This is a genomic window from Amycolatopsis thailandensis (genome assembly GCF_002234405.1).
Taxonomy (GTDB): Bacteria; Actinomycetota; Actinomycetes; order Mycobacteriales; family Pseudonocardiaceae; genus Amycolatopsis; species Amycolatopsis thailandensis.
The window spans coordinates 1-18359 of the sequence record NZ_NMQT01000110.1; the positions used below are offsets into that span (position 1 = coordinate 1).

The following is an 18359-nucleotide window of genomic DNA, read 5'->3' on the forward strand; positions in this document are numbered from 1 at the left end:
CCTTCACGGACTTTGTGTAGTCGCGAATACCGGGGTCACTCCCCCGGCTGGACGCTCTTTTCGAAGTAATCGGCGAGTTCGCCCGGCGTCGGGGTCTGTCCTTCGGCCGGGACCTGGTAGATGAAGCCGACCAGCGGCCGGTCGGTCACGGTGAACACCAGGACGGCGGCGTTCCGCCCGGCGGCCGAGGAGTACTGGCCTTCCAGGGCGTTGCCCACCCACTTGGCCTCGGTGCGGTCCCCGCCCGCCGAATTGAGCAGTCCGTCGGTGTAGGCCTTGAGCTTGTCGGCCGAACCGCTTTGCAGATAGGTCACCTGGGTCCCGGCGCGGCCCGGCGCGGAACAGGTCGACGTCACGCCGAGGTCCTCCGCCGGTTTCGCCGGCCCGTTGCCCATCCCGGGCTTGCAGTCGCCGGTGTCGGCGATCTTCCCGGCCAGCTGCCGCAGGCAGCCGGTGAGGCCCTTGTCGTCGGCCGCGGCGGGCGTCTTGCATTCGTCGGCCGTGTAGGTCGTCACCGACGACGAGGTCAGGAAGTAGGTGAGCCCGGCGGCGATCAGCACGACGACGGCCACGACGGCCCCGATGACGAGCGGCTTCTTCTTGCTCGCGGGCGCCTTCTCCGCGGCGGTCTGACCGGCGAGGGAGTACGTCGGGAAGTTCGTCGGCGCGGGCTGCTGCACCTGCTGCGGGCCGCTGTTCGGGTAACCCGACTGGGGGAAACCGCCGGACTGGCCGGGACCGCCCGACTGATAGCCGGGGATCGAGGCGACCGGCGGCGCGTACGGGCCCGAAGCCCCGGGGCCGACCTGGTGCGCGCCGGTTCCGGCCGCGACCTGCCCCTCGACACCTTGCGTCCGCGTGCTGATGCCGTCGGAGGCGACGTGCTGGGCGCCGAGCGCGACCGCGGTCTCGGGCTGGTCGAGGCTGCCGGGGACGACACCGAGCTTCTCCGCGATCAAACTGCCGACCAGCGGAAGCCTGCTCGAACCACCGACGAGGTAGATACCGGCGAGCCGGTCCGGGGTCATCCCGGCGGAGCGGACCACGCGCGCCATCAGCTCGACACTGCGCAGCATCGACGGCCGCACGAGCGCTTCGAGTTCGCCTCGCGTGACGAGGACGTCCTCGAACGGCTCCGGCATCGGGACTTCGGTCTGCGGGTGCCGCGACAGGGCCTCCTTCGCGGCCTTCACGTCCTCCTGCAGCGCGCGTCGCGTACGACGGTCCGGAGTGGACTCGGGCCGCAGGACCCGCTGCCAGCGCTGGGGATCCTTGTGCGAGACCTCGCGGCCGACGTGCACCAGCAGCGCCTGGTCGACGTCGAGGCCGCCGAGGTCGGGGAGGCCGTCTTCGGCGACGACGGTGAAGCCGCCGTTCGGGGTCGCGCCGACGATCGCGACGTCGAAGGTGCCGGCGCCGAGGTCGTACACGGCGAGCGCCTGACCGGGCGCGAGCGTCTTGCCGGGGAACGACGCGAAATGCGCGGCCGCGGCGACCGGCTCGGGGACGAGCACCAGGTTGCCGCCCATCCCGGCGAGCCGGGCGGCGGACAGCAGCACGTTGCGGCGGGTCGGGCCCCACTGCGCGGGGTGGGTGAGCCGGACCTCGTCGGGCATGTCCCCGCCGAGCTGGCGGGTGGTCTCGTCGAGGACGCGGCGCAGGATCGCGGCCAGCACCTCGCTGACCGGGATGACGTCGGTGCCCAGCAGGAGCGTCTGCTCGTCGATGCGGCGTTTGGGGTTGGGCTCGAACCGGGTCGGGTCGAGGCGGGCGCGGCGCTCGGCGTCCCGGCCGACCATGATCGTGCCTTCCTCGGTGGCGAACACCGCGGACGGCATGTTGGCCGAACCGTCGACCTCGACCACCCGCGGCGGCCTCCCGTGCGCCGAAAGGACGGCCACGGTGTTGGACGTCCCGAGGTCCACCGACAGGATCCGCACAGCTCATACCCCTTCACAGACGAACGGCGGCCGCCCCAGGTACCGATCCGGCCGCGCTGGCCGTGATGCTCCCATGAGCGAGGCCACCGCACGTGCGGAACCCGCCGAACCGGTCCCGTGTCACAGGCCCGGAGCGAAACTGTCGGTGGTCCGGCGCACTATGGAGGGCGTGGCAGACGTACTCGACCTCTTTTCCCCCGCGACCAGGGACTGGTTCACCGGGGCCTTCGCCGCGCCCACCCGCGCGCAGGAAGGGGCGTGGCGTGCCGCGCACGCGAAGGAACACGCGCTGGTCGTGGCCCCGACAGGCTCCGGCAAAACGCTCTCGGCGTTCCTCTGGGCGCTGGACAGGCTGTCGGTCGAGCCGCCGCCGTCCGAGCCGCGGAAACGCTGCCGTGTCCTCTACGTCTCGCCGCTGAAGGCGCTGGCGGTCGACGTCCAGCGCAACCTGCGGGCGCCATTGGCCGGCATCTCGCAGGCGTCGCGGCGGCTGGGGCTGCCGGTGCCGGACATCGGCGTCGGCATGCGCACCGGCGACACCACGGCGGCCGAGCGGCGTTCCTTCGGCAAGACACCGCCGGACGTGCTGGTCACCACGCCGGAGTCGCTTTTCCTCATCCTCACCTCGTCCGCGCGGGACTCCCTGCGCGGCGTCGAGACGGTGATCATCGACGAGGTGCACGCGGTCGCGGGCGGCAAACGCGGCGCGCATCTGGCCTTGTCCCTGGAACGGCTCGACGCCCTTCTCGAAAAGCCCGCCCAGCGCATCGGGCTGTCGGCGACGGTCCGGCCGATCGACGAGGTCGCCTCGTTCCTGGCCGGTGGCAGGCCGGTCACCATCGTCCAGCCGAAACTCGCGAAGACGATCGAGGTCCGGGTCGAGGTCCCGGTCGAGGACATGTCCAATCTCGACGGTCCACAAGGGCCGAAACAGAACGAAGACCTCGACGCGGGCTTGGCACGGCTCCCCGGATCGCTGGACGAGGTCGACGGCGCGCCGCGGCGGCCGTCGATCTGGCCCGCGGTGGAGGAACGGGTCCTCGAACTGATCCAGGCGCACCGGTCGACGATCGTGTTCGCCAACTCGCGGCGGCTCACCGAGCGGATGACGGCCCGGCTCAACGAACTCGTCGCGGAGCAGACCGAACTGGAGCCGGATCAGCGGTATCCGGCCGAGGCGATCGGCCAGTCCGGGCTCACCACCGGCGTGGCACCGGTGATCGCGCGCGCCCACCACGGGTCGATGTCCCGTGAGCAGCGCACGCATGTGGAGGAGGAGCTCAAGTCCGGGCGGTTGGCGTGCGTCGTGGCGACGTCCTCCTTGGAACTGGGCATCGACATGGGCGCCGTCGATCTCGTCGTGCAGATCGAGGCGCCGCCGACGGTCGCTTCGGGACTGCAACGGGTCGGCCGGGCCGGGCACCAGGTCGGCGCGGTGTCGAGCGGGGTGATGTTCCCGAAGTTCCGGGGCGACCTCGTCTCCTGCGCGGTGGTCGCGGAACGGATGGCGTCCGGGGCGATCGAGGCCGTCCGGTACCCGAGGAACCCGCTGGACGTGCTCGCGCAGCAGGTCGTGGCGATGGTGGCGCTCGAATCGTGGACGGTCGACGAACTGGCCGCCCTCGCCCGTCGCGCGGCGCCGTTCGCGTCCCTGCCGGACGACGCGCTGCTGGCCGTGCTCGACATGCTCGCCGGCCGGTACCCCAGCGAGGAGTTCGGCGAGCTGCGCGCCCGGATCACCTGGGACAGGGTCAGCGGCGAGCTGCACGGCCGTCCGGGATCGCAGCGGCTGGCCGTGACCTCCGGCGGCACGATCCCCGACCGCGGACTGTTCACCGTGATGACGCCGGGCGCCGACGACAAACCCGGGTCGCGGGTGGGCGAGCTCGACGAGGAGATGGTCTACGAGTCCCGCGTCGGGGACACGATCCTGCTCGGCACCTCCTCCTGGCGGGTCACCGACATCACCCACGACCGCGTGATCGTGGTGCCCGCGCCGGGTGAGCCCGCCCGGATGCCGTTCTGGAAGGGCGACGCCCCCGGCCGTCCGCTGGAACTGGGGCGGGCGCTGGGCGCGTTCGTCCGTGAACTGTCCACTTCGGAACCATCGGCGGCCAGGGAACGCGCCGCCGTCGCCGGGCTGGACGAGTACGCGTGCGACAACCTGCTGGCGTACCTGGAAGAGCAGAAGTCGGCCACGCGGCACGTGCCGAACGACAAGACCGTGCTGTTGGAAAGGTTCCGTGACGAACTGGGTGACTGGCGGGTCATCCTGCACTCGCCGTTCGGGGCGCAGGTCAACGCGCCGTGGGCACTCGCGATCGCGGCCCGGTTGCGGGAGAACCGCGGGGTCGACGCCCAGGTGGCGCATTCCGACGACGGCATCGTGCTGAGACTGCCCGAGGCGCTGGACATGGACGGCGCCGAGGTCACCATCGGCGTCGAGGACGTGCTGCTCGATCCGGAAGAGGTCGAGCAGCTGATCGTCGCCGAGGTCGGCGGTTCGGCGGTGTTCGCCGCGCGGTTCCGGGAATGCGCGGCGCGGGCGCTGCTGCTCCCCCGCCGGGATCCGCGCCGTCGCACGCCGCTGTGGCAGCAACGGCAGCGCGCGTCGCAACTGCTTTCGGTCGCGGCCAAGTACGAGCGGTTCCCCGTGGTGCTGGAAGCGATGCGGGAAGTCCTGCAAGACGTGTACGACGTCGGCGGGCTGCGCGAACTGATGGCCGACGTGCGCTCGCGGAAGGTCAAGCTGGTCGAGGTCGAAACCCCGTCGGCGTCGCCGTTCGCACGCAGCCTGCTCTTCGGCTACGTCGGGATGTTCCTGTACGAGACCGACGCCCCACTCGCGGAAAGGCGCGCAGCGGCGCTGGCGCTGGATTCGACGTTGCTGGCCGAACTGCTCGGCACCGAGGCGATCCGGGAACTGCTGGACGCCGAGGTCGTCGCCGAGGTCGAGCGCTCGTTGCAGCGCCTCGATCCGGACAGGCACGCCCGCAACGCCGAAGAAGCCGCGGATCTGTTGCGGTTCCTCGGAGATCTCTCGATCGAGGAGGCCGCCGCCCGCGGTATCCAGCGGGAATGGCTGGAGGAACTCGAAGCCGCGCGGCGGGTGATCCGGGTCCGCATCGGCGGTGGCGAACGCTTCATCGCCATCGAGGACGCGGGACGGGTGCGGGACGCGCTGGGTACCGCGCTGCCGGTCGGCGTGCCGGAGGCGTTCACCGAACCGGTCGAGGATCCCGTGGGCGACCTGCTTTCCCGCTATTCGCGCAGCCGCGGCCCGTTCAGCGCCCGCCAGGCCGCCGAGCGCTTCGGGCTCGGGACGGCCGTGGTCACCGGTGTCCTGGACAGGCTGACCGCTCAGGGCAGGCTGGTCCGGGGCGAGCTGAGCCCGGTCGGGCATCCGGAGACCCACGGCGTCGGGATGGAGTTCTGCGACGCGTCGGTGCTGCGCAGGCTCCGGAGGGCGTCGCTGGCCCGGCTGCGGGCCGAGGTCGAGCCGGTCGAACCGGCGGCGCTGGGCCGGTTCCTGCCGTCGTGGCACGGCATCGGCGCGCGAGTGCGGTCGGCGCCGACGGCGGACGACGTGCTGTCCGTGGTCGAGCAGCTGGCCGGGGCGCCGCTGCCGGCGAGCGCGGTCGAGTCGCTGATCCTGCCGAGCAGGCTGCCCGGCTACACGCCGTCGCTGCTGGACGAACTCACCACGGCGGGCGAGGTGACGTGGTGCGGCTGCGGTTCCTTGTCCGGCGGGGACGGCTGGCTGGCGCTCGCGCCCACGGACGTCGCCGATCTGCTGCTGCCCGACCTCGATGACGATCTGCCCTCCGGCCCGCTCCACGCGGCCATTCTGTCCACTTTGGAGGGTGGCGCACAGTTCTTCCGGCAGCTCGTGGAGCGCGCGTCGCCCTTGGTCGAAACCCCGCCCAACGACGGCGAAGTCGTCGCCGCGCTGTGGGATCTCGTATGGGCCGGGCTGGTCACCGGGGACACGCTGGGCCCGCTGCGGGCGCAGGTCTCCGGTTCCGGCGCGGCGCACAAGCCTCGTCGCCAAGCCCCTCGCGGCCGGTACGCGCGGCTGCGGGCCGGACGTCCGGCGATGCCTTCGCGCACCGGGCCGCCGACGGTGGCGGGCCGCTGGGCGCTGACCCCGGATCGCGAACCGGATCCGACCAGGCGTGCGCACGCGCGGACAGAGGCGTTCCTCGAACGGCACGGCGTCCTCACCCGGGGAGCGCTCGACACCGAGCGGGTGACGGGCGGTTTTTCCGGGATCTACAAGGTTTTGCGCGGGATGGAGGATTCGGGCCAGGTCGTCCGGGGCTACGTGGTGGAAGGGCTCGGTGCCGCGCAGTTCGCGGCGAAGGGCGCCGTCGACAGGCTGCGCGCGCAGTCCGGGAACCAGCGCACCACCACCGAGGGCGCGGTCGTGCTCGCCGCCGCCGACCCCGCCCAGCCCTACGGCGCCGCGTTGCCGTGGCCCGCCGCGACGGGCGACACGAAGCACCGTCCGGCGAGGAAAGCGGGGGCGCTGGCGGTGCTCGTGGACGGTGTCCCGGCGATGTACGTCGAACGTGGCGGCCGGTCGCTGCTGAGTTTCACCGAGGATCAGGAGCCGCTGCGGTCGGCCGCGCGGGCACTGTCCACCGCGGTGCGGGAAGGCTGGCTGGGGCAGCTCGCGGTGCAGAAGGCCGACGGCGAGGTGGCGCTCACCTCGGAGCTTTCGGCCGTCCTCCAGGAGGCGGGATTCCGGGCGACTCCCAAGGGATTGCGCCTGCGGGCCTAGAATCACCGATCAGGCCAGTGGAGAAGGACGTTCGAACATGGTGATGCGCGACCTGCGCTACTTCGGGGACCCCGTGCTCAAGACCGTATGCGATCCGGTCACGACATTCGACAAGAAGATCGAGTCGCTGGTGACCGATCTGATGGACGGGGTGAAACCGGCCGGGCGCGCGGGTCTCGCGGCGCCGCAGATCGGGGTCGGCCTGCGGGTGTTCAGCTACGACGTCGGCGGGCTGAGCGGATACGTGATCAACCCGGAACTCGTGGAACTGTCCGAAGAGACACACGAGATCGGCGAGGGCTGCCTGTCCGTACCGGAGCTGTGGTTCCCGGTCGTCCGCGCGAAGCACGCCGTGGTGCGCGGGGTCGATCTGCGCAACGAACCCGTCGAGGTCGAAGGCGTCGACGTGCTCGCCCAATGCCTGCAACACGAGACCGATCACCTCGACGGCAAGCTGTACCTGGAGCGGCTCACCCCCGAACGCAAGAAGCGCGCCTTGGGCGAGGCTCGCGGCAAAGACTGGTTCTGGAACCGCTGACCCACCTTCGCATTTCGTCCTCTGAACGCGGTGGTTGGCAACGCGAACTACCGCGTTCAGAGGACTAAACGCGTGGGTCGGGGAGAGCGAAGCGCAGGGTGCCGGAGTCGCCGGGGACACGTTCGGGGCGGAGTCCGACGCGGGTGGCGGTGCGGTAGAGGGAGTCGTCGCCGGGCAGGCAGACAGCGGCGAGTTCGCGCTCTCCCTTGGCCACGGCGAGGACGGCGAGCCTGGTCAGCAAAGCGGTGCCGATGCCTTGGCGCTGCCAGGAATCCTCGACCAGGAGTGAGACTTCGGCCGCACCGCCGTCGGCCGACGGGATCAGCTGACCGAGACCGATCACGTCACGACCGCAGACCGCGAGCAGGCTGATCCCGCGCGGTGGCATCAGGAGCCGGTGCAGCCAGCGACGCGGCACGGTGCGCATTCCGGTGTGGTAGCGATGGAAAAGCGTGGTCATCGAGCATCTCTGGTGCAGCGCGGACACCGCCTCCGCGTCACCGGGGACGCCCTTCCGCAGGACGACGGCGGCGCCATCGGGCCGGTCGAGCACGATCGGCCCGGTCACGTTGTCGCGGACGGCGGTCATCAACCCGGTCAGCGCGACGGCCCGGCTCAGTTCCAGTTCGACGAACGGCGACCACCGGCGGCGCGCGACGAACGCGGTGCCGTCCCCCGCCGCGAACACCGCCCGGTGCCCGCCTTCCGTCCGGGCCGGGTTCGCCTCGATCGACGGGACCTTCGTGACGACGTCGGCCGCGAGCACGCCGCGGAGCACCTCCGCGAGGCCACCGGGCTCCTCGACGGCCCTCTTGGCCGCGGTGAGGGTCGCGGTGGCCGGATCGACCAGTTCGGCCAGATCCGCGTCGACGACGGCGGAGCATTCACAGCCTTCGTCGCGGATCGCGTCGACGAGCAGCTGTCTCGGCAGGCCGGTGGCCGGTCGCAGGACGATCTCGTCGAGCACGCCGCCCGAGACCGGGAGCACCGACAGCCCGAGGATGTTGCACTCGAGGTCGGCCAGCCGGATCGCGATCCTGGCCAGGGTGCCGGGCCTGTCGTCCACGCGGATCCGGATACGCCAGGCCGACGCGGCCGCCGTCTCTTCGCCGGGATGGATCTCGGTGGGCCGGACTCGATAGGTCTCCATGACCTCCACGGTCCCGGCCGGTTGTTGCCTGCCCACGGCGCCGATGTTTCGCCCAGGTCAGCGATCGGCGCCGCCGCGCAACCGGGGCGAAACACTCAGCGGGGCGTGAGCACGCTGAACTCGTTGCCCTCCGGGTCCACCAGGGACACGGCGCCTCGTCTCGCCGTACCGCGCCCTAGCGCGCCCAGCCCCAGCAGACGCCGGACTTCGGCCGCCCGGCTCCCGCCCTGCCCCGGCGCGATCTCGAAGCGCAGCCGATTCCGCTCCACCTTGTCCTCTTTCGTGGCGAGAAACTCGACCCAGGGGCCGCGACCGTCCGGCGGCCGCAGGCCCACGATCGTCTCCTCCTGGACGCCGATCTCCCAGCCCAGCGCGGCCACCCAGAACCGCGCGAGCCGCTCCGGGTCGAGGGCGTCGACGACGACCGCCGCGATCGCGCCGGTGCCCTCGTACCGCTCACGGGGCTCGAGGACGCAGAACTCGTTGCCCTCCGGATCCGCGAGCACCACCCACGGCACCCGTTTCTCCTCCGGCGGGCCCTGGCCGACGTCGATGTGCCGCGCGCCGAGGGACAGCGCGCGGTCCACCAGCTCGGCCTGGTGCCCGGGCGAACGGCTCGCCAGATCCAGATGCAGCCGGTTCTTGCGCCCTTTGGGCCGCGTTTCGGAACGGAACGCCGGCTCGAACGGCGCGTCCCAGCTGAACAGCCCTTCCCAGAAACCCGCCAGATCCCTGGGAAGGGCCGAGTCGAAGACCAGGTTCACCAGATGTGCCACCACACCGGTGAACCTAGACGGCACCACCGACACTTTTGCTCGTTCGGGTGAACCCGCGCCCTGCCACCGCGATAGCAGGGCCGTCGACAGGGGCGGGTTCACGGGTTCGGCCACTTCTCTGGCACAAGTTCGGCTCCGCCGACTGGTTCTGACCGGTTTGGCTTCCCCACCGACCGGTCATCGGGTCGCGAGCCGCAACAGGGCCCAGAGTTGTCCCGCCATGTCCTGGTCTCCGCTGACCGTCACCGACGTCGGACCCGCCCGGCCCCAGAGCCAGCGGTAGATCTTGTCCGGCTTCCCGGTGATCAGGTCGTCCGCGCGCTGGGCCTCCTCGGCCGAGCACCGCCAGGCGATCGTCTCCGTGGGGCCCGCTCTGGCGATCCAGGTGTGGCCCGCGGTGCGCACACCGACCGATCCGGTCTTGGTGCCGGACAGCCCCAGCAACGGCAGCCGCTGGCCGAACCAGAGCACCAGCGCCTCGTCGATCCCGTCGAGTGCCACGTCTTCGGGGATCTCCGACACGTCCCGGCCCGCCGCGGTCTCCGCGTCGATCCGGTGGATCGTCGCCTCGTGCGCCATCCGCCGCCGCCAGAACCCGTAGCTGCGGTCCGCCGGCCACCAGGTCGGCGCCAGTTCGTCCGGATCGTGCGCGGACAGTTCGGCGACGAGTTCGTCCCGGCCCTCGCGGAAGTACTCCTCCAGGGTCTGCCGCGGCCCCGGTTTGCGCTGCCAGTGCTCCGGACGCCGTCCGTCGGTGATCCAGCGGCGGGTGACCCGGTACACGCTTCCGACGTGCCTGAGGATCTCGCCGAGCGTCCAGCCGGGGCAGGTGGGGACCGGCGCGTCGGCGGACGCGGTGTGCGCCACCTGAGCCATCAGCTCGGTTTCGGCGCCGATCACCTCCAGGAACCTGCCCTGGTCGATCATGGCCTGCCCGGCCATCGGGCACCCCCTCTCCGTGGAGCACTCTGTCTCTGGGTGAACCCGCGTCCGCGATCGGCGTCGGCAGGGCGTGACCTGGTCTTTCAAGTCACGAAGCTGGTGAAGGCGCCCTGCCACCGCGAAAGCGGGCCTTCGGCCAGGCGGGTTCACGGGTATGGCCACTTCCGGACAAACCGCAGCTCCGCTAACCGGCTGCTAAGCCACATACGCCGAGTCACCCATCGGCAGTCCGTGCACCACCCGCCGGACCAGTTCCAGGAACACCGTGGCGGCCCGCGTCAGCTCGTCCGCCAGTTCGACGGTGACCTTGCCGGTGATCCCCGCCTGCGCGGCGGCCCGCGTCGCCGAGTTGGCCGCGAAGAACGCCGCCCACTCCTTCAGCTCCGGCGCGACGGAATCGAGCAGCACCCAGCCGCTCGCGGGCCGGGCACGGCCCCGGTGCGGACGACCGCGGGCCTCCAGGACCGCGGCCGCGCCCCGCAGCGCGGCGAGATAGGCCCCGATGAACCGCTCCGCGGGATCGTTCTCCCGCTCTGCCTCGGCGAGACCCCGCCTCGCCTGTGCGTACAAGGAGACCGCCGCGGGTGGTGCCGGCGGGCGCAACGACATCGGCAGGGCGGGCTGCGCGGTGCCCCCCGGCCTCTCGGCTTCGTCGGGGGACACGACCGAAACGGACATGACGACCCTCCTCCTGTACGTGAGCGCCGGCCGGTGCCCGGAGCCGAGGCGCTTCCCCCGCCCCCGCGCCGGGCACCTACCGGTGCGCGCTCACCGAATGTCGAACGTCTGTTCGAACAAGACCAATGTAACTCCGACCAGCCCACTTCTTCAACCCCGTAGCCGGGTGATCGCCGCATGTGGCGCGGGACACGGCATCGGCCACGTGATCTCATAGGCGTATGAGCACCATCGACCAGTCCGGTCATCCCTCGGTGGCCAAGGTCGCGGCCGCGCTCGCCGAGGCGGGCCAGCAGGCCGCCGCGGACGGGATCCGGATCCTCCCCGCCGAAGTCCGCACGGCCGCGCAGGCCGCCGAAGCGCTCGGTGTCGAGGTCGGCGCGATCGCGAACAGCCTCGTCTTCCGAAGCCGCACCGGCGACACGGAGGCGGCCCTGCTCGCCTTGACCTCCGGCTCGCACCGCGCCGACACCGGGCTCCTGGCGTCGCTGACCGGCGCCGACGAGATCGGCAAGGCGGACGCCGATTTCGTCCGCGCGCACACCGGGCAGCCGATCGGCGGCGTCGCGCCGGTCGGTCACCCGAAGGCGTTGACCACCCTCGTCGACACCGCGTTACGCGCTCACGAGGTCGTCTGGGCCGCCGCCGGGCATCCGAAGTCGGTGTACCCCACGACGTTCGCCGGACTCGTCTCGCTGACCGGGGGCACTCCCGCGGACGTCGCGGGCGACGGGCAGGATGGGCGCCCGTGACCGCGATGTCCTCGGAATGCACCCGTTTCGTCCAGCTGTCCGCGGACGAGTTCCGCGCCCGGCTCCCCGAGGCGCTGACCATCTACGTCAACGCCATGCGCTACCCCGAAGGCACGGCGGAACAGCGCGCGCCGATGTGGCTCACGCACGCGCTGCGCGAAGGCTGGCGCTGCATGGCCGCGCTCGACGCGGACGGCGTCCTGCTCGGGCTCGCCTACGGCTACAAGGGCCGCGGCGGCCAGTGGTGGCACGAGCAGGTCCGCCACGGCCTGACCCGTCGCGAGGGCGTGGACGCCGCCGAGCACTGGATGTCCGACTACTTCGAGCTCACCGAGATCCACGTCAGTCCCGAAAGCCAGGGGAAGCGGATCGGCGAGGACCTCCTGCGACGGCTGCTCGACGGCGTGCCCAACGCCCACGTCCTCCTTTCCACGCCGGAAGGCACCAGCCGGGCCTGGAACCTCTACCGGCGCGTCGGATTCGTCGATGTGCTGCGGGATTACCACTTCGCCGGGGATCCGCGGGCGTTCGCGATCCTCGGGCGGACGCTGCCCCTCTAGGGCTTCGAATAGGCGACGGCGAGCGCGGCGATGAGCACCGCCGCGCCGCACCAGCCCGCCGCGCCGAGCCGTTCCCCCAGCACGGCCATGGACAACAGCGTGGCCGTCAGTGGTTCAAGCAGGGCGGATAGCGCGGCCAGCACGGGATGCGCGCCTTCGAGACCGCGGAAGTACGCCGCGTACGCCAGCGCCGTCGGCACGACGCCGAAGTAGAGGACGAGCGCGAGCACGTCGGCTTGCGGCGGCACGCCCATCCCGAACCACAGCGCGGCGGGGGTCAGCGCGGCACCGCCGATCAGGCAGCCGAAAGCCGTGGTGGGCAAGGGATCCAGCCCCTCGACACGGGTCGCGGTCACCAGGGTCAGCGCGGCGAACCCGGCCGCGGCGAGCAGCGCGAAGAACACTCCGGCGGCGTTGACCTTCTCCCCCGGCGTCCATTGCAGCAACACGAGCCCGGCGAGGGACCCGGCCAGGGACACCGCCGTCCACGCTCCGGGCGGTTTCCTGGTCCTGACGACCGTCGCGACAGTCAGCAGGACGGGCGCGCTGCCGATGGTGGTCATGGTCGCGACGCTCACGGAACTCAGCGAGACCGCGGCGAAATAGCTGGTCTGGAAGAGGGCGAACAAGCCGCCGACGGCGAACAGGCGACGTCGGACCCGGGGAGTGCGGGGAAGGCCGCGGAGGCCTCCGGTGAGCCAGAGGTAGCCGGTGGCGATCACGCCGCCGATGAGCAGCCGGTACGCGGCGACGCTCAGCGGATGGAGTCCCGCGCGGGAAGCCAGCAGGGATCCGGCGAGGCCGCCGGTCCCCCAGAGGACGCCGGCGAGGACGAGCGCGGCCGACGATCGGGCGCGCGTGGGTACGGCAACGGACATGGGGAAACGCTCCTGCGTCTGTGTCTGTCGGAAAGGACGTCGACGACGCGGGGTGCTTCAGTGCAGCACGTATCGGCCGGGCGGCGGGAACGCCGCGCGGCCGGAGACACCCCGCTCAGGAAGCGGGGGGTGGGGTGACGAGAAAGATCCGGTGCACGAAGGGAACGTAGCAAGGCCCCGGCGGACGGGGCACGTGAATTGCGGCACGCGGAAGGGCCCGGCAAGCGCAATGAAGGGGCCTTTCATAGCAAATTTTGCTATGAAAGGCCCCTTCATTGCACGAGCAGAGCCCCCGGAGCTCAGTCGAGAGCGGCCAGCATTTCGCGCAGCGTGTCCAGCCCCATCCCGCCGAGCGCCAGTGCCCGCGTGTGGAACTGCTTGATGTCGAAGGCGTCACCCTGCCGCGCACGGGCCTCGTCGCGCGCGGCGAGCCAGAGGCGTTCGCCGAGCTTGTACGACGGCGCCTGCCCCGGCCAGCCCAGGTAGCGGTCGATCTCGTCGTGCACGTGGGCCGGGTCGGTGACGGTCCGGGTGAGCATGAACTCCAGGCCCAGCTCGGGCGTCCACCGCTCGCCCTCGTGGAACCCGGGGCCCGCCGGGATCTCCAGCTCCAGGTGCATGCCGATGTCGACGATCACCCGCGCGGCGCGGAACAGCTGCTCGGACAGCATGCCGAACAGCTCGCCGTCGTCGGCGAGGAACCCGAGGTCCTCCATGAGCCGCTCGGAGTACAGCGCCCAGCCCTCGGCGTGCCCGGAGGTGAACGCGAGCAGCCGCTGGTACTTGTTCAGCGACTCCGACTGGTCGACCGCGGTCGCGATCTGCAGATGGTGCCCCGGCGCGCCCTCGTGGTAGACGGTGCTGACCTCGCGCCAGGTGGTGAACTCGTCACGGCCCTGCGGCAGCGACCACCACATGCGGCCGGGGCGGGAGAAGTCCTCGCTCGGGCCGGTGTAGTACGCGCCGACGGTGCCGCCGGGCGGGGCGATCTTGCACTCCAGCCCCATCACCTGGTCGGAGATGTCGAAGTGCTTGCCGCGCAACGACTTCAGCGCGTTGTCGGACAGGTTCTGCATCCAGGCCTGGAATTCCGCCCGGCCGCGCACGACGTACTTGGGATCGGCGTCGAGGACGGCGGCCGCCTCGGCGAGGGTGGCGCCGGGTTTGATCCGGCCGGCGACCTCGCGCATCTCCGTTTCGAGGCGGGTGAACTCGGCCCAGCCCCAGGCGTAGGCCTCGTCCAGATCGAAGGTGGCTCCGGTGAACAGCCGGGACCACAGCTTGTACACCTCGGCGCCGACGGCGTCCTTGACCGGCGCCAGCGGCGCCAGTTCGGCGCGGAGGAAACCGGCGAACTCCGCGTACGCCTCCTGAGCGGCGTGCGCGGCCTGGTCCAGTTCGCCGCGCAGCTTCTCGTCGATGTCCTTCGCGCCCGAGGCCAGCGTCTCGAAGTACCCGGTGTCCTCTTTCAGCCCGGCCCAGGTTTCGGCTTGTTCGGCGACCTTGCCGACCTGGCGCAACGCCGACACCCGGCCCGCGTCGGCGGCCGCGAGCAGCGAGGTGCGGAGACCGTCGAGCGCTTCGGGCACCCTGGCCATCCGGGCGGCGATCGTCGCCCAGTCCTCCGCGGTCTCGGTGGGCATGAAGTCGAAGACCATGCGCAGTTCCTGCACCGGGCTTTCGATCACGTTCAGCGCCGCGATGTCGAGGCCCGCTTCGTGGATTTCGAGGTTCAGCGCGATCCGCTCGCTGAACACGGCCTTGGCCGCGCGTTCACCGTCGTCGACCGGTTCGGCCGCGGCGATGTCGGCCAGTGCGCGCGCGGCGATCGCGGCCCTGGCCGCGTGCCCGGCGGGCGAATAGTCGGTCAGCTGGTCGTCGTATCCGGAGATACCGAACGTCGTCGCGGCGACCGGGTCGGCCGCGGCGTACTCGTCGACGTACCGGTCACAGATCTCGTGCACACTTCGCGCGGTTGAAGCCATGACCGGCACGCTACCGGGACGGCGGCCGACTTCGGTACGGAGTTACGCGCGGGCCGGGACCAGCCCGAGCCTGCTGACCACCTCACGGGTGGCCTTGGACCGGTTGAACGTGTAGAAGTGCAGGTCGGGGACGCCTTCGGCGATGAGCCGCTCGCACATTTCGGTGACCGTGTCGATTCCCGCCGCGCGGAAGGCCTTCGGATCGTCGGCCAGCGGTTCGAGCTTGTCCAGCAGCCGCCGCGGCGCGGGCGCGCCGGACAGCTTGATCGACGTGTGCAGCGTCCTCAGCGTGGTCAGCGGCATGACGCCGGGGATGACCAGCGCCTCGCAGCCGGTGGCCGCCACCCGGTCTCGCAGGCGGAGGAAGTCTTCCGGCTCGAAGAACAGCTGCGCGATCGCGAAATCCGCGCCCGCGCGCAGCTTGCGCACGAGGTATTCGGTGTCGGCCTCGAGGTTCGCCGACCTCGGGTGGCCGTACGGGAACGCCGAGACGCCGACGCAGAAGTCGCCGAGGGAGCGCACCAGTTCGACGAGTTCCTCGGCGTAGTCGAGCCCGTCCGGATGCGGGACCCAGTCGCCGTAGACGTCACCGGGCGGGTCTCCGCGCAGCGCGAGGATGTTCCGCACGCCGACGGCGGCGTACCAGCCGATGACGTTGCGCAGTTCCGCGACCGAGTGGTTCACGGCGGTGAGGTGCGCCATCGGCACCAGCGTGGTTTCGGTGGCGACGCGGGCGATGCTGCGGATGGTGCCGTCGCGGCTGGAGCCGCCGGCGCCGTAGGTGATCGACATGTACGCCGGGTCCAGCGGCTCGAGTTCCCGGATCGACTTCCACAGAACCGCCTCGTCGGCCGCGTCGCGAGGGGGGAAGAACTCGATGGAGAACACGGGTCCATCACCCTGCAACCGCTCGACCACCGACGTCATACCGCTCATGTTAAAGGGGAAAGTCCGCTGGCTGGGAGACCCCTCTCAGGCTATGGGCGTGCGACTTCAGCCACTCGCGACCGGATCGTGAGCGGTTGCCGAGTGGCGCCCGCCTGGGGAGACTCGGGGGCGACCACAGGGAGCCGCCATGAGCGCCGAGAACGACACCAGCTGGGACGAGGACGTCCGCGTCGCGGTCTACCGCGCGTTCGCCGAGCACGGGAGGCCGCCGACGGCGCCGGAGCTGGCCGACGCCGCCCACGGGTCGCTCGCGGTGGCGAAACAGGCGCTGCACCGGCTCGCGGAGCAACGGCACGTGGTGCTCGACGACTGTGAGCACGTCGTGATGGCCCACCCGTTCGCGGCGATCCCGCTGGGGTTCTCCGTGATGGGTGAGCGGACGTTGTGGTGGGGCGGCTGCGCGTGGGACGCGTTCGCGATCCCGCATCTGGTCAAGGCCGAACCCGAGGTGCTGGTGTCCACGCGCTGTCGCGGCTGCGGCGAACCCCAGGCGCTGATGGTGAACGACCAGGCCCCGCCGAAGGGTGATCTGGTCGCGCATTTCCTCGTCCCGGCGGCGCGGATGTGGGACGACGTCGTGCGCACCTGCGGCAACCAGCGGCTGTTCTGCGGCGAGTCCTGTGTGGACGAATGGCTCGCGGAAACGGGACAGGACAAGGGTTACGTGCTGGATCTGCGGACGCTGTGGCGGCTCGCGGCCGGCTGGTACGACGGCAGGCTCGACCACGGCTACACCCGGCGGGATCCGGCGGCCGCCGCCGCGTACTTCGCCCAGGCAGGCCTGAGCGGCGCGTTCTGGTCCTAGATCAGGAACCGCAGGGCCGCCGTGACGACGACGCCGCAGAGGATCGCGGCGAGCACCGGGACGCGCAGCACGTAGGTCACCGCGATCGCGGCCAGCCCCGCGCAGAGCGTCCAGTCGACTCCCGACCAGGCCGGGCCGGTCACCTCGGTGAGCACGAGCCCGGCCAGCAGCGCGGGCGCGAGCAAGGCGATCACGCCCGCCAGGCGCGGCGGCATCTCCCGGTCGCCGAGCAGGACCGGGCCCACCGCCTTGAACCCGATGCTGACCAGCGCGACGAGGACGATCGCGAACCAGAGCGTCATCGCCGCACCCCCAGTCCCAGCAGCGCGGCGGCCGACGCGCCGATCAGCGCCAGGCCGACCGGCACGAACAGCACCAGGATCCCGGCCAGGCAGGCGGCGAGCGCGGCGGTCCGGACCGCCTGGCGCGAACGGCGCAGTTCGTCGATGAGCAGGACCAGGAAGAAACCGGGGAAGACGACGTCGAGGCCGAACCGCGCGACGACGTCCGGTGGTGGCGCGGCCAGCACACCGAGCACCGTGCCCAGCACCCACGCGGGCAGCTGGACGAGCGTGCAGCCGATGAGTTTTTCGCGGTCGAAGCGCCCTTCGCCGAGGTGGGCGGCGACCCACGAGCCGTCGACGACGGCCTGGCCCTCCCACGCGCGGCGCAGGCGCCCGCCCCTCAGGTCCGCGGCGACCGAGACTCCCATCGGCAGGAAACGGGCGTTGATCAGGGCCGCGGCGCCGACCGCGACGGCGAGGTTGCCGCCGCCCGCGAGCGCGGTCGCCATCGCGAACTGGGCCGAGCCGGAGAACACGACGATCGACGCGACGATCGGGGCCGCGATCCCCCAGCCCAGCGTCTGGCTGTAGGCGCCGAAGGTGACACCGAGGACGAAGGTCGCGACACCGAGCCCGAGCCCCACACGGGCGCCGGCCAGATAGTTCCGCCGGAGTGTTGTCATGCCGTCGACCCTAACAAGCTAAACTGAGTTTGACCATTAGGAGGATCCGTGGACGGCCACTGGGACGGGTACGACAGCATCGGCGGGAGCGTGCCGTTGGACCTGGTCAACACCGTTTCCTGGCGGCGCGATCCGGCCAGGCGGGACGATCGTCTTTCCGCCCCGGCGAGGCTGTCCGAGTGGGTCGTCCTGGTCGGCGCGGGCGCCGAACGGCTCGAGATCTCCGAGTCCGTCCTGGAGGCGGTGAAGGACTTCCGCGAGACGCTCTACCGCGTCCTCGTGTCGGACCCGCGGGACGTCACGCCGCTGCGGAAGCCACTGCTCGCGGCGTACCGGTACGCCGAACTCGCGCCCGCTCTCCCGCTGAAGTGGACGGTGCCGTTGACGGACGACACCGCGCTGCCGCACTTTCTCGCGCTGGAGGCCGAGGAATTGCTGCGATCCGGGGACCTGGACCGGATCCGGGAGTGCGAGGGGCCGGGCTGCGGCTGGATCTTCACCGACCAGACGCGCAACCGGTCACGGCGCTGGTGCAGCTCGTCGGACTGCGGGAACCGGGCGCGGGCGAAGCGGCACTACGACAAGGGCCGCGTTTAGTCCTCTGGATGCGGTCCTTGCGCGCGCAAAGACCGCATCCAGAGGACTAAACGCGAGCGG

General features: G+C 71.2%; 16 protein-coding genes. 6 read left to right on the top strand and 10 right to left on the bottom strand.

From position 1 onward, the window contains the following. Positions 1–35: 35 nt before the first annotated feature. Positions 36–1940, bottom strand: a complete 1905-nt coding sequence (locus CFP71_RS29970; RefSeq protein WP_093937319.1) for an Hsp70 family protein — start codon at positions 1938–1940, stop codon at positions 36–38. 160 nt (positions 1941–2100) lie between these two features. Between CFP71_RS29970 and CFP71_RS29975 the strand changes: the two genes are divergently transcribed. Both CFP71_RS29975 and def read left to right on the top strand, forming a co-directional pair. Next, positions 2101–6723, top strand: coding sequence for an ATP-dependent helicase (locus CFP71_RS29975; RefSeq protein ID WP_208636069.1), 4623 nt, complete (start codon positions 2101–2103; stop codon positions 6721–6723). Between the two features lie 37 nt (positions 6724–6760). Further along, the gene (def, locus tag CFP71_RS29980) at positions 6761–7261 is read left to right on the top strand and encodes a peptide deformylase (protein WP_093937320.1); all 501 of its coding nucleotides are present in this window, start codon (positions 6761–6763) and stop codon (positions 7259–7261) included. A gap of 64 nt (positions 7262–7325) precedes the next feature. On the opposite strand, the gene CFP71_RS29985 is transcribed toward def, so the two are convergent. The 4 genes from CFP71_RS29985 to CFP71_RS30000 all read right to left on the bottom strand — a co-directional run bounded on the left by CFP71_RS29985 (position 7326) and on the right by CFP71_RS30000 (position 10807). Continuing rightward, positions 7326–8411 carry a GNAT family N-acetyltransferase gene (locus tag CFP71_RS29985; protein WP_093937321.1) on the bottom strand — a complete coding sequence of 362 codons (1086 nt, stop codon included), beginning with the start codon at positions 8409–8411 and terminating at the stop codon, positions 7326–7328. Between the two features lie 95 nt (positions 8412–8506). Continuing rightward, the gene (locus CFP71_RS29990; RefSeq protein WP_093937322.1) at positions 8507–9190 is read right to left on the bottom strand and encodes a VOC family protein; all 684 of its coding nucleotides are present in this window, start codon (positions 9188–9190) and stop codon (positions 8507–8509) included. A gap of 174 nt (positions 9191–9364) precedes the next feature. After that, a complete protein-coding gene (locus CFP71_RS29995; protein ID WP_093937323.1) occupies positions 9365–10129 on the bottom strand; it encodes a maleylpyruvate isomerase family mycothiol-dependent enzyme in 765 nt (254 codons plus the stop codon). A gap of 195 nt (positions 10130–10324) precedes the next feature. Next, positions 10325–10807: an SAV_6107 family HEPN domain-containing protein gene (locus tag CFP71_RS30000; protein WP_005156540.1), complete on the bottom strand. Its 483-nt coding sequence runs from the start codon at positions 10805–10807 to the stop codon at positions 10325–10327. A gap of 221 nt (positions 10808–11028) precedes the next feature. Between CFP71_RS30000 and CFP71_RS30005 the strand changes: the two genes are divergently transcribed. Next, positions 11029–11559: a YbaK/EbsC family protein gene (locus CFP71_RS30005; RefSeq protein WP_093937324.1), complete on the top strand. Its 531-nt coding sequence runs from the start codon at positions 11029–11031 to the stop codon at positions 11557–11559. Next, positions 11556–12119: a GNAT family N-acetyltransferase gene (locus CFP71_RS30010; protein ID WP_093937325.1), complete on the top strand. Its 564-nt coding sequence runs from the start codon at positions 11556–11558 to the stop codon at positions 12117–12119. Before CFP71_RS30005 ends, CFP71_RS30010 begins: the two co-directional genes overlap by 4 nt. Here CFP71_RS30010 and CFP71_RS30015 read toward each other — a convergent pair. The 3 genes from CFP71_RS30015 to metF all read right to left on the bottom strand — a co-directional run bounded on the left by CFP71_RS30015 (position 12116) and on the right by metF (position 15909). After that, a complete protein-coding gene (locus CFP71_RS30015; RefSeq protein ID WP_093937326.1) occupies positions 12116–12997 on the bottom strand; it encodes a DMT family transporter in 882 nt (293 codons plus the stop codon). The two genes, CFP71_RS30010 and CFP71_RS30015, sit on opposite strands and share 4 nt — an antisense overlap. Before the next feature lie 299 nt (positions 12998–13296). After that, positions 13297–14982: a DUF885 domain-containing protein gene (locus tag CFP71_RS30020; protein ID WP_208636068.1), complete on the bottom strand. Its 1686-nt coding sequence runs from the start codon at positions 14980–14982 to the stop codon at positions 13297–13299. A gap of 42 nt (positions 14983–15024) precedes the next feature. After that, positions 15025–15909, bottom strand: a complete 885-nt coding sequence (gene metF / locus CFP71_RS30025) for a methylenetetrahydrofolate reductase [NAD(P)H] (protein ID WP_093937333.1) — start codon at positions 15907–15909, stop codon at positions 15025–15027. A 148-nt stretch (positions 15910–16057) separates the two neighbouring features. Here metF and merB point away from each other — a divergent pair, with 148 nt between their 5' ends. Next, positions 16058–16735, top strand: a complete 678-nt coding sequence (gene merB / locus CFP71_RS30030; RefSeq protein WP_093937328.1) for an organomercurial lyase — start codon at positions 16058–16060, stop codon at positions 16733–16735. Here the strand turns inward: merB and CFP71_RS30035 are convergent. Then, the gene (locus CFP71_RS30035) at positions 16732–17037 is read right to left on the bottom strand and encodes an AzlD domain-containing protein (protein ID WP_093937329.1); all 306 of its coding nucleotides are present in this window, start codon (positions 17035–17037) and stop codon (positions 16732–16734) included. The genes merB and CFP71_RS30035 overlap by 4 nt on opposite strands. After that, positions 17034–17702, bottom strand: coding sequence for an AzlC family ABC transporter permease (locus tag CFP71_RS30040; protein ID WP_093937330.1), 669 nt, complete (start codon positions 17700–17702; stop codon positions 17034–17036). Before CFP71_RS30040 ends, CFP71_RS30035 begins: the two co-directional genes overlap by 4 nt. A gap of 48 nt (positions 17703–17750) precedes the next feature. Here CFP71_RS30040 and CFP71_RS30045 point away from each other — a divergent pair, with 48 nt between their 5' ends. Next, positions 17751–18299 (top strand): CGNR zinc finger domain-containing protein, encoded by a 549-nt coding sequence (locus CFP71_RS30045; RefSeq protein ID WP_093937331.1) that lies wholly within the window; start codon positions 17751–17753, stop codon positions 18297–18299. The last annotated feature ends 60 nt before the right edge of the window (positions 18300–18359 follow it).

What these genes read in the sequence shown, in the direction of transcription:
- merB (WP_093937328.1), top strand. Translation starts at nt 16,058, where the DNA reads ATGAGCGCCGAGAACGACACCAGCTGGGACGAGGACGTCCGCGTCGCG.
- metF (WP_093937333.1), bottom strand. Translation starts at nt 15,909, where the DNA reads ATGACGTCGGTGGTCGAGCGGTTGCAGGGTGATGGACCCGTGTTCTCC.
- CFP71_RS30040 (WP_093937330.1), bottom strand. Translation starts at nt 17,702, where the DNA reads ATGACAACACTCCGGCGGAACTATCTGGCCGGCGCCCGTGTGGGGCTC.
- CFP71_RS29985 (WP_093937321.1), bottom strand. Translation starts at nt 8,411, where the DNA reads ATGGAGACCTATCGAGTCCGGCCCACCGAGATCCATCCCGGCGAAGAG.
- CFP71_RS30015 (WP_093937326.1), bottom strand. Translation starts at nt 12,997, where the DNA reads ATGTCCGTTGCCGTACCCACGCGCGCCCGATCGTCGGCCGCGCTCGTC.
- CFP71_RS29975 (WP_208636069.1), top strand. Translation starts at nt 2,101, where the DNA reads ATGGAGGGCGTGGCAGACGTACTCGACCTCTTTTCCCCCGCGACCAGG.
- CFP71_RS30020 (WP_208636068.1), bottom strand. Translation starts at nt 14,982, where the DNA reads ATGGCTTCAACCGCGCGAAGTGTGCACGAGATCTGTGACCGGTACGTC.
- CFP71_RS30035 (WP_093937329.1), bottom strand. Translation starts at nt 17,037, where the DNA reads ATGACGCTCTGGTTCGCGATCGTCCTCGTCGCGCTGGTCAGCATCGGG.
- CFP71_RS30005 (WP_093937324.1), top strand. Translation starts at nt 11,029, where the DNA reads ATGAGCACCATCGACCAGTCCGGTCATCCCTCGGTGGCCAAGGTCGCG.
- CFP71_RS30000 (WP_005156540.1), bottom strand. Translation starts at nt 10,807, where the DNA reads ATGTCCGTTTCGGTCGTGTCCCCCGACGAAGCCGAGAGGCCGGGGGGC.
- def (WP_093937320.1), top strand. Translation starts at nt 6,761, where the DNA reads ATGGTGATGCGCGACCTGCGCTACTTCGGGGACCCCGTGCTCAAGACC.
- CFP71_RS29995 (WP_093937323.1), bottom strand. Translation starts at nt 10,129, where the DNA reads ATGGCCGGGCAGGCCATGATCGACCAGGGCAGGTTCCTGGAGGTGATC.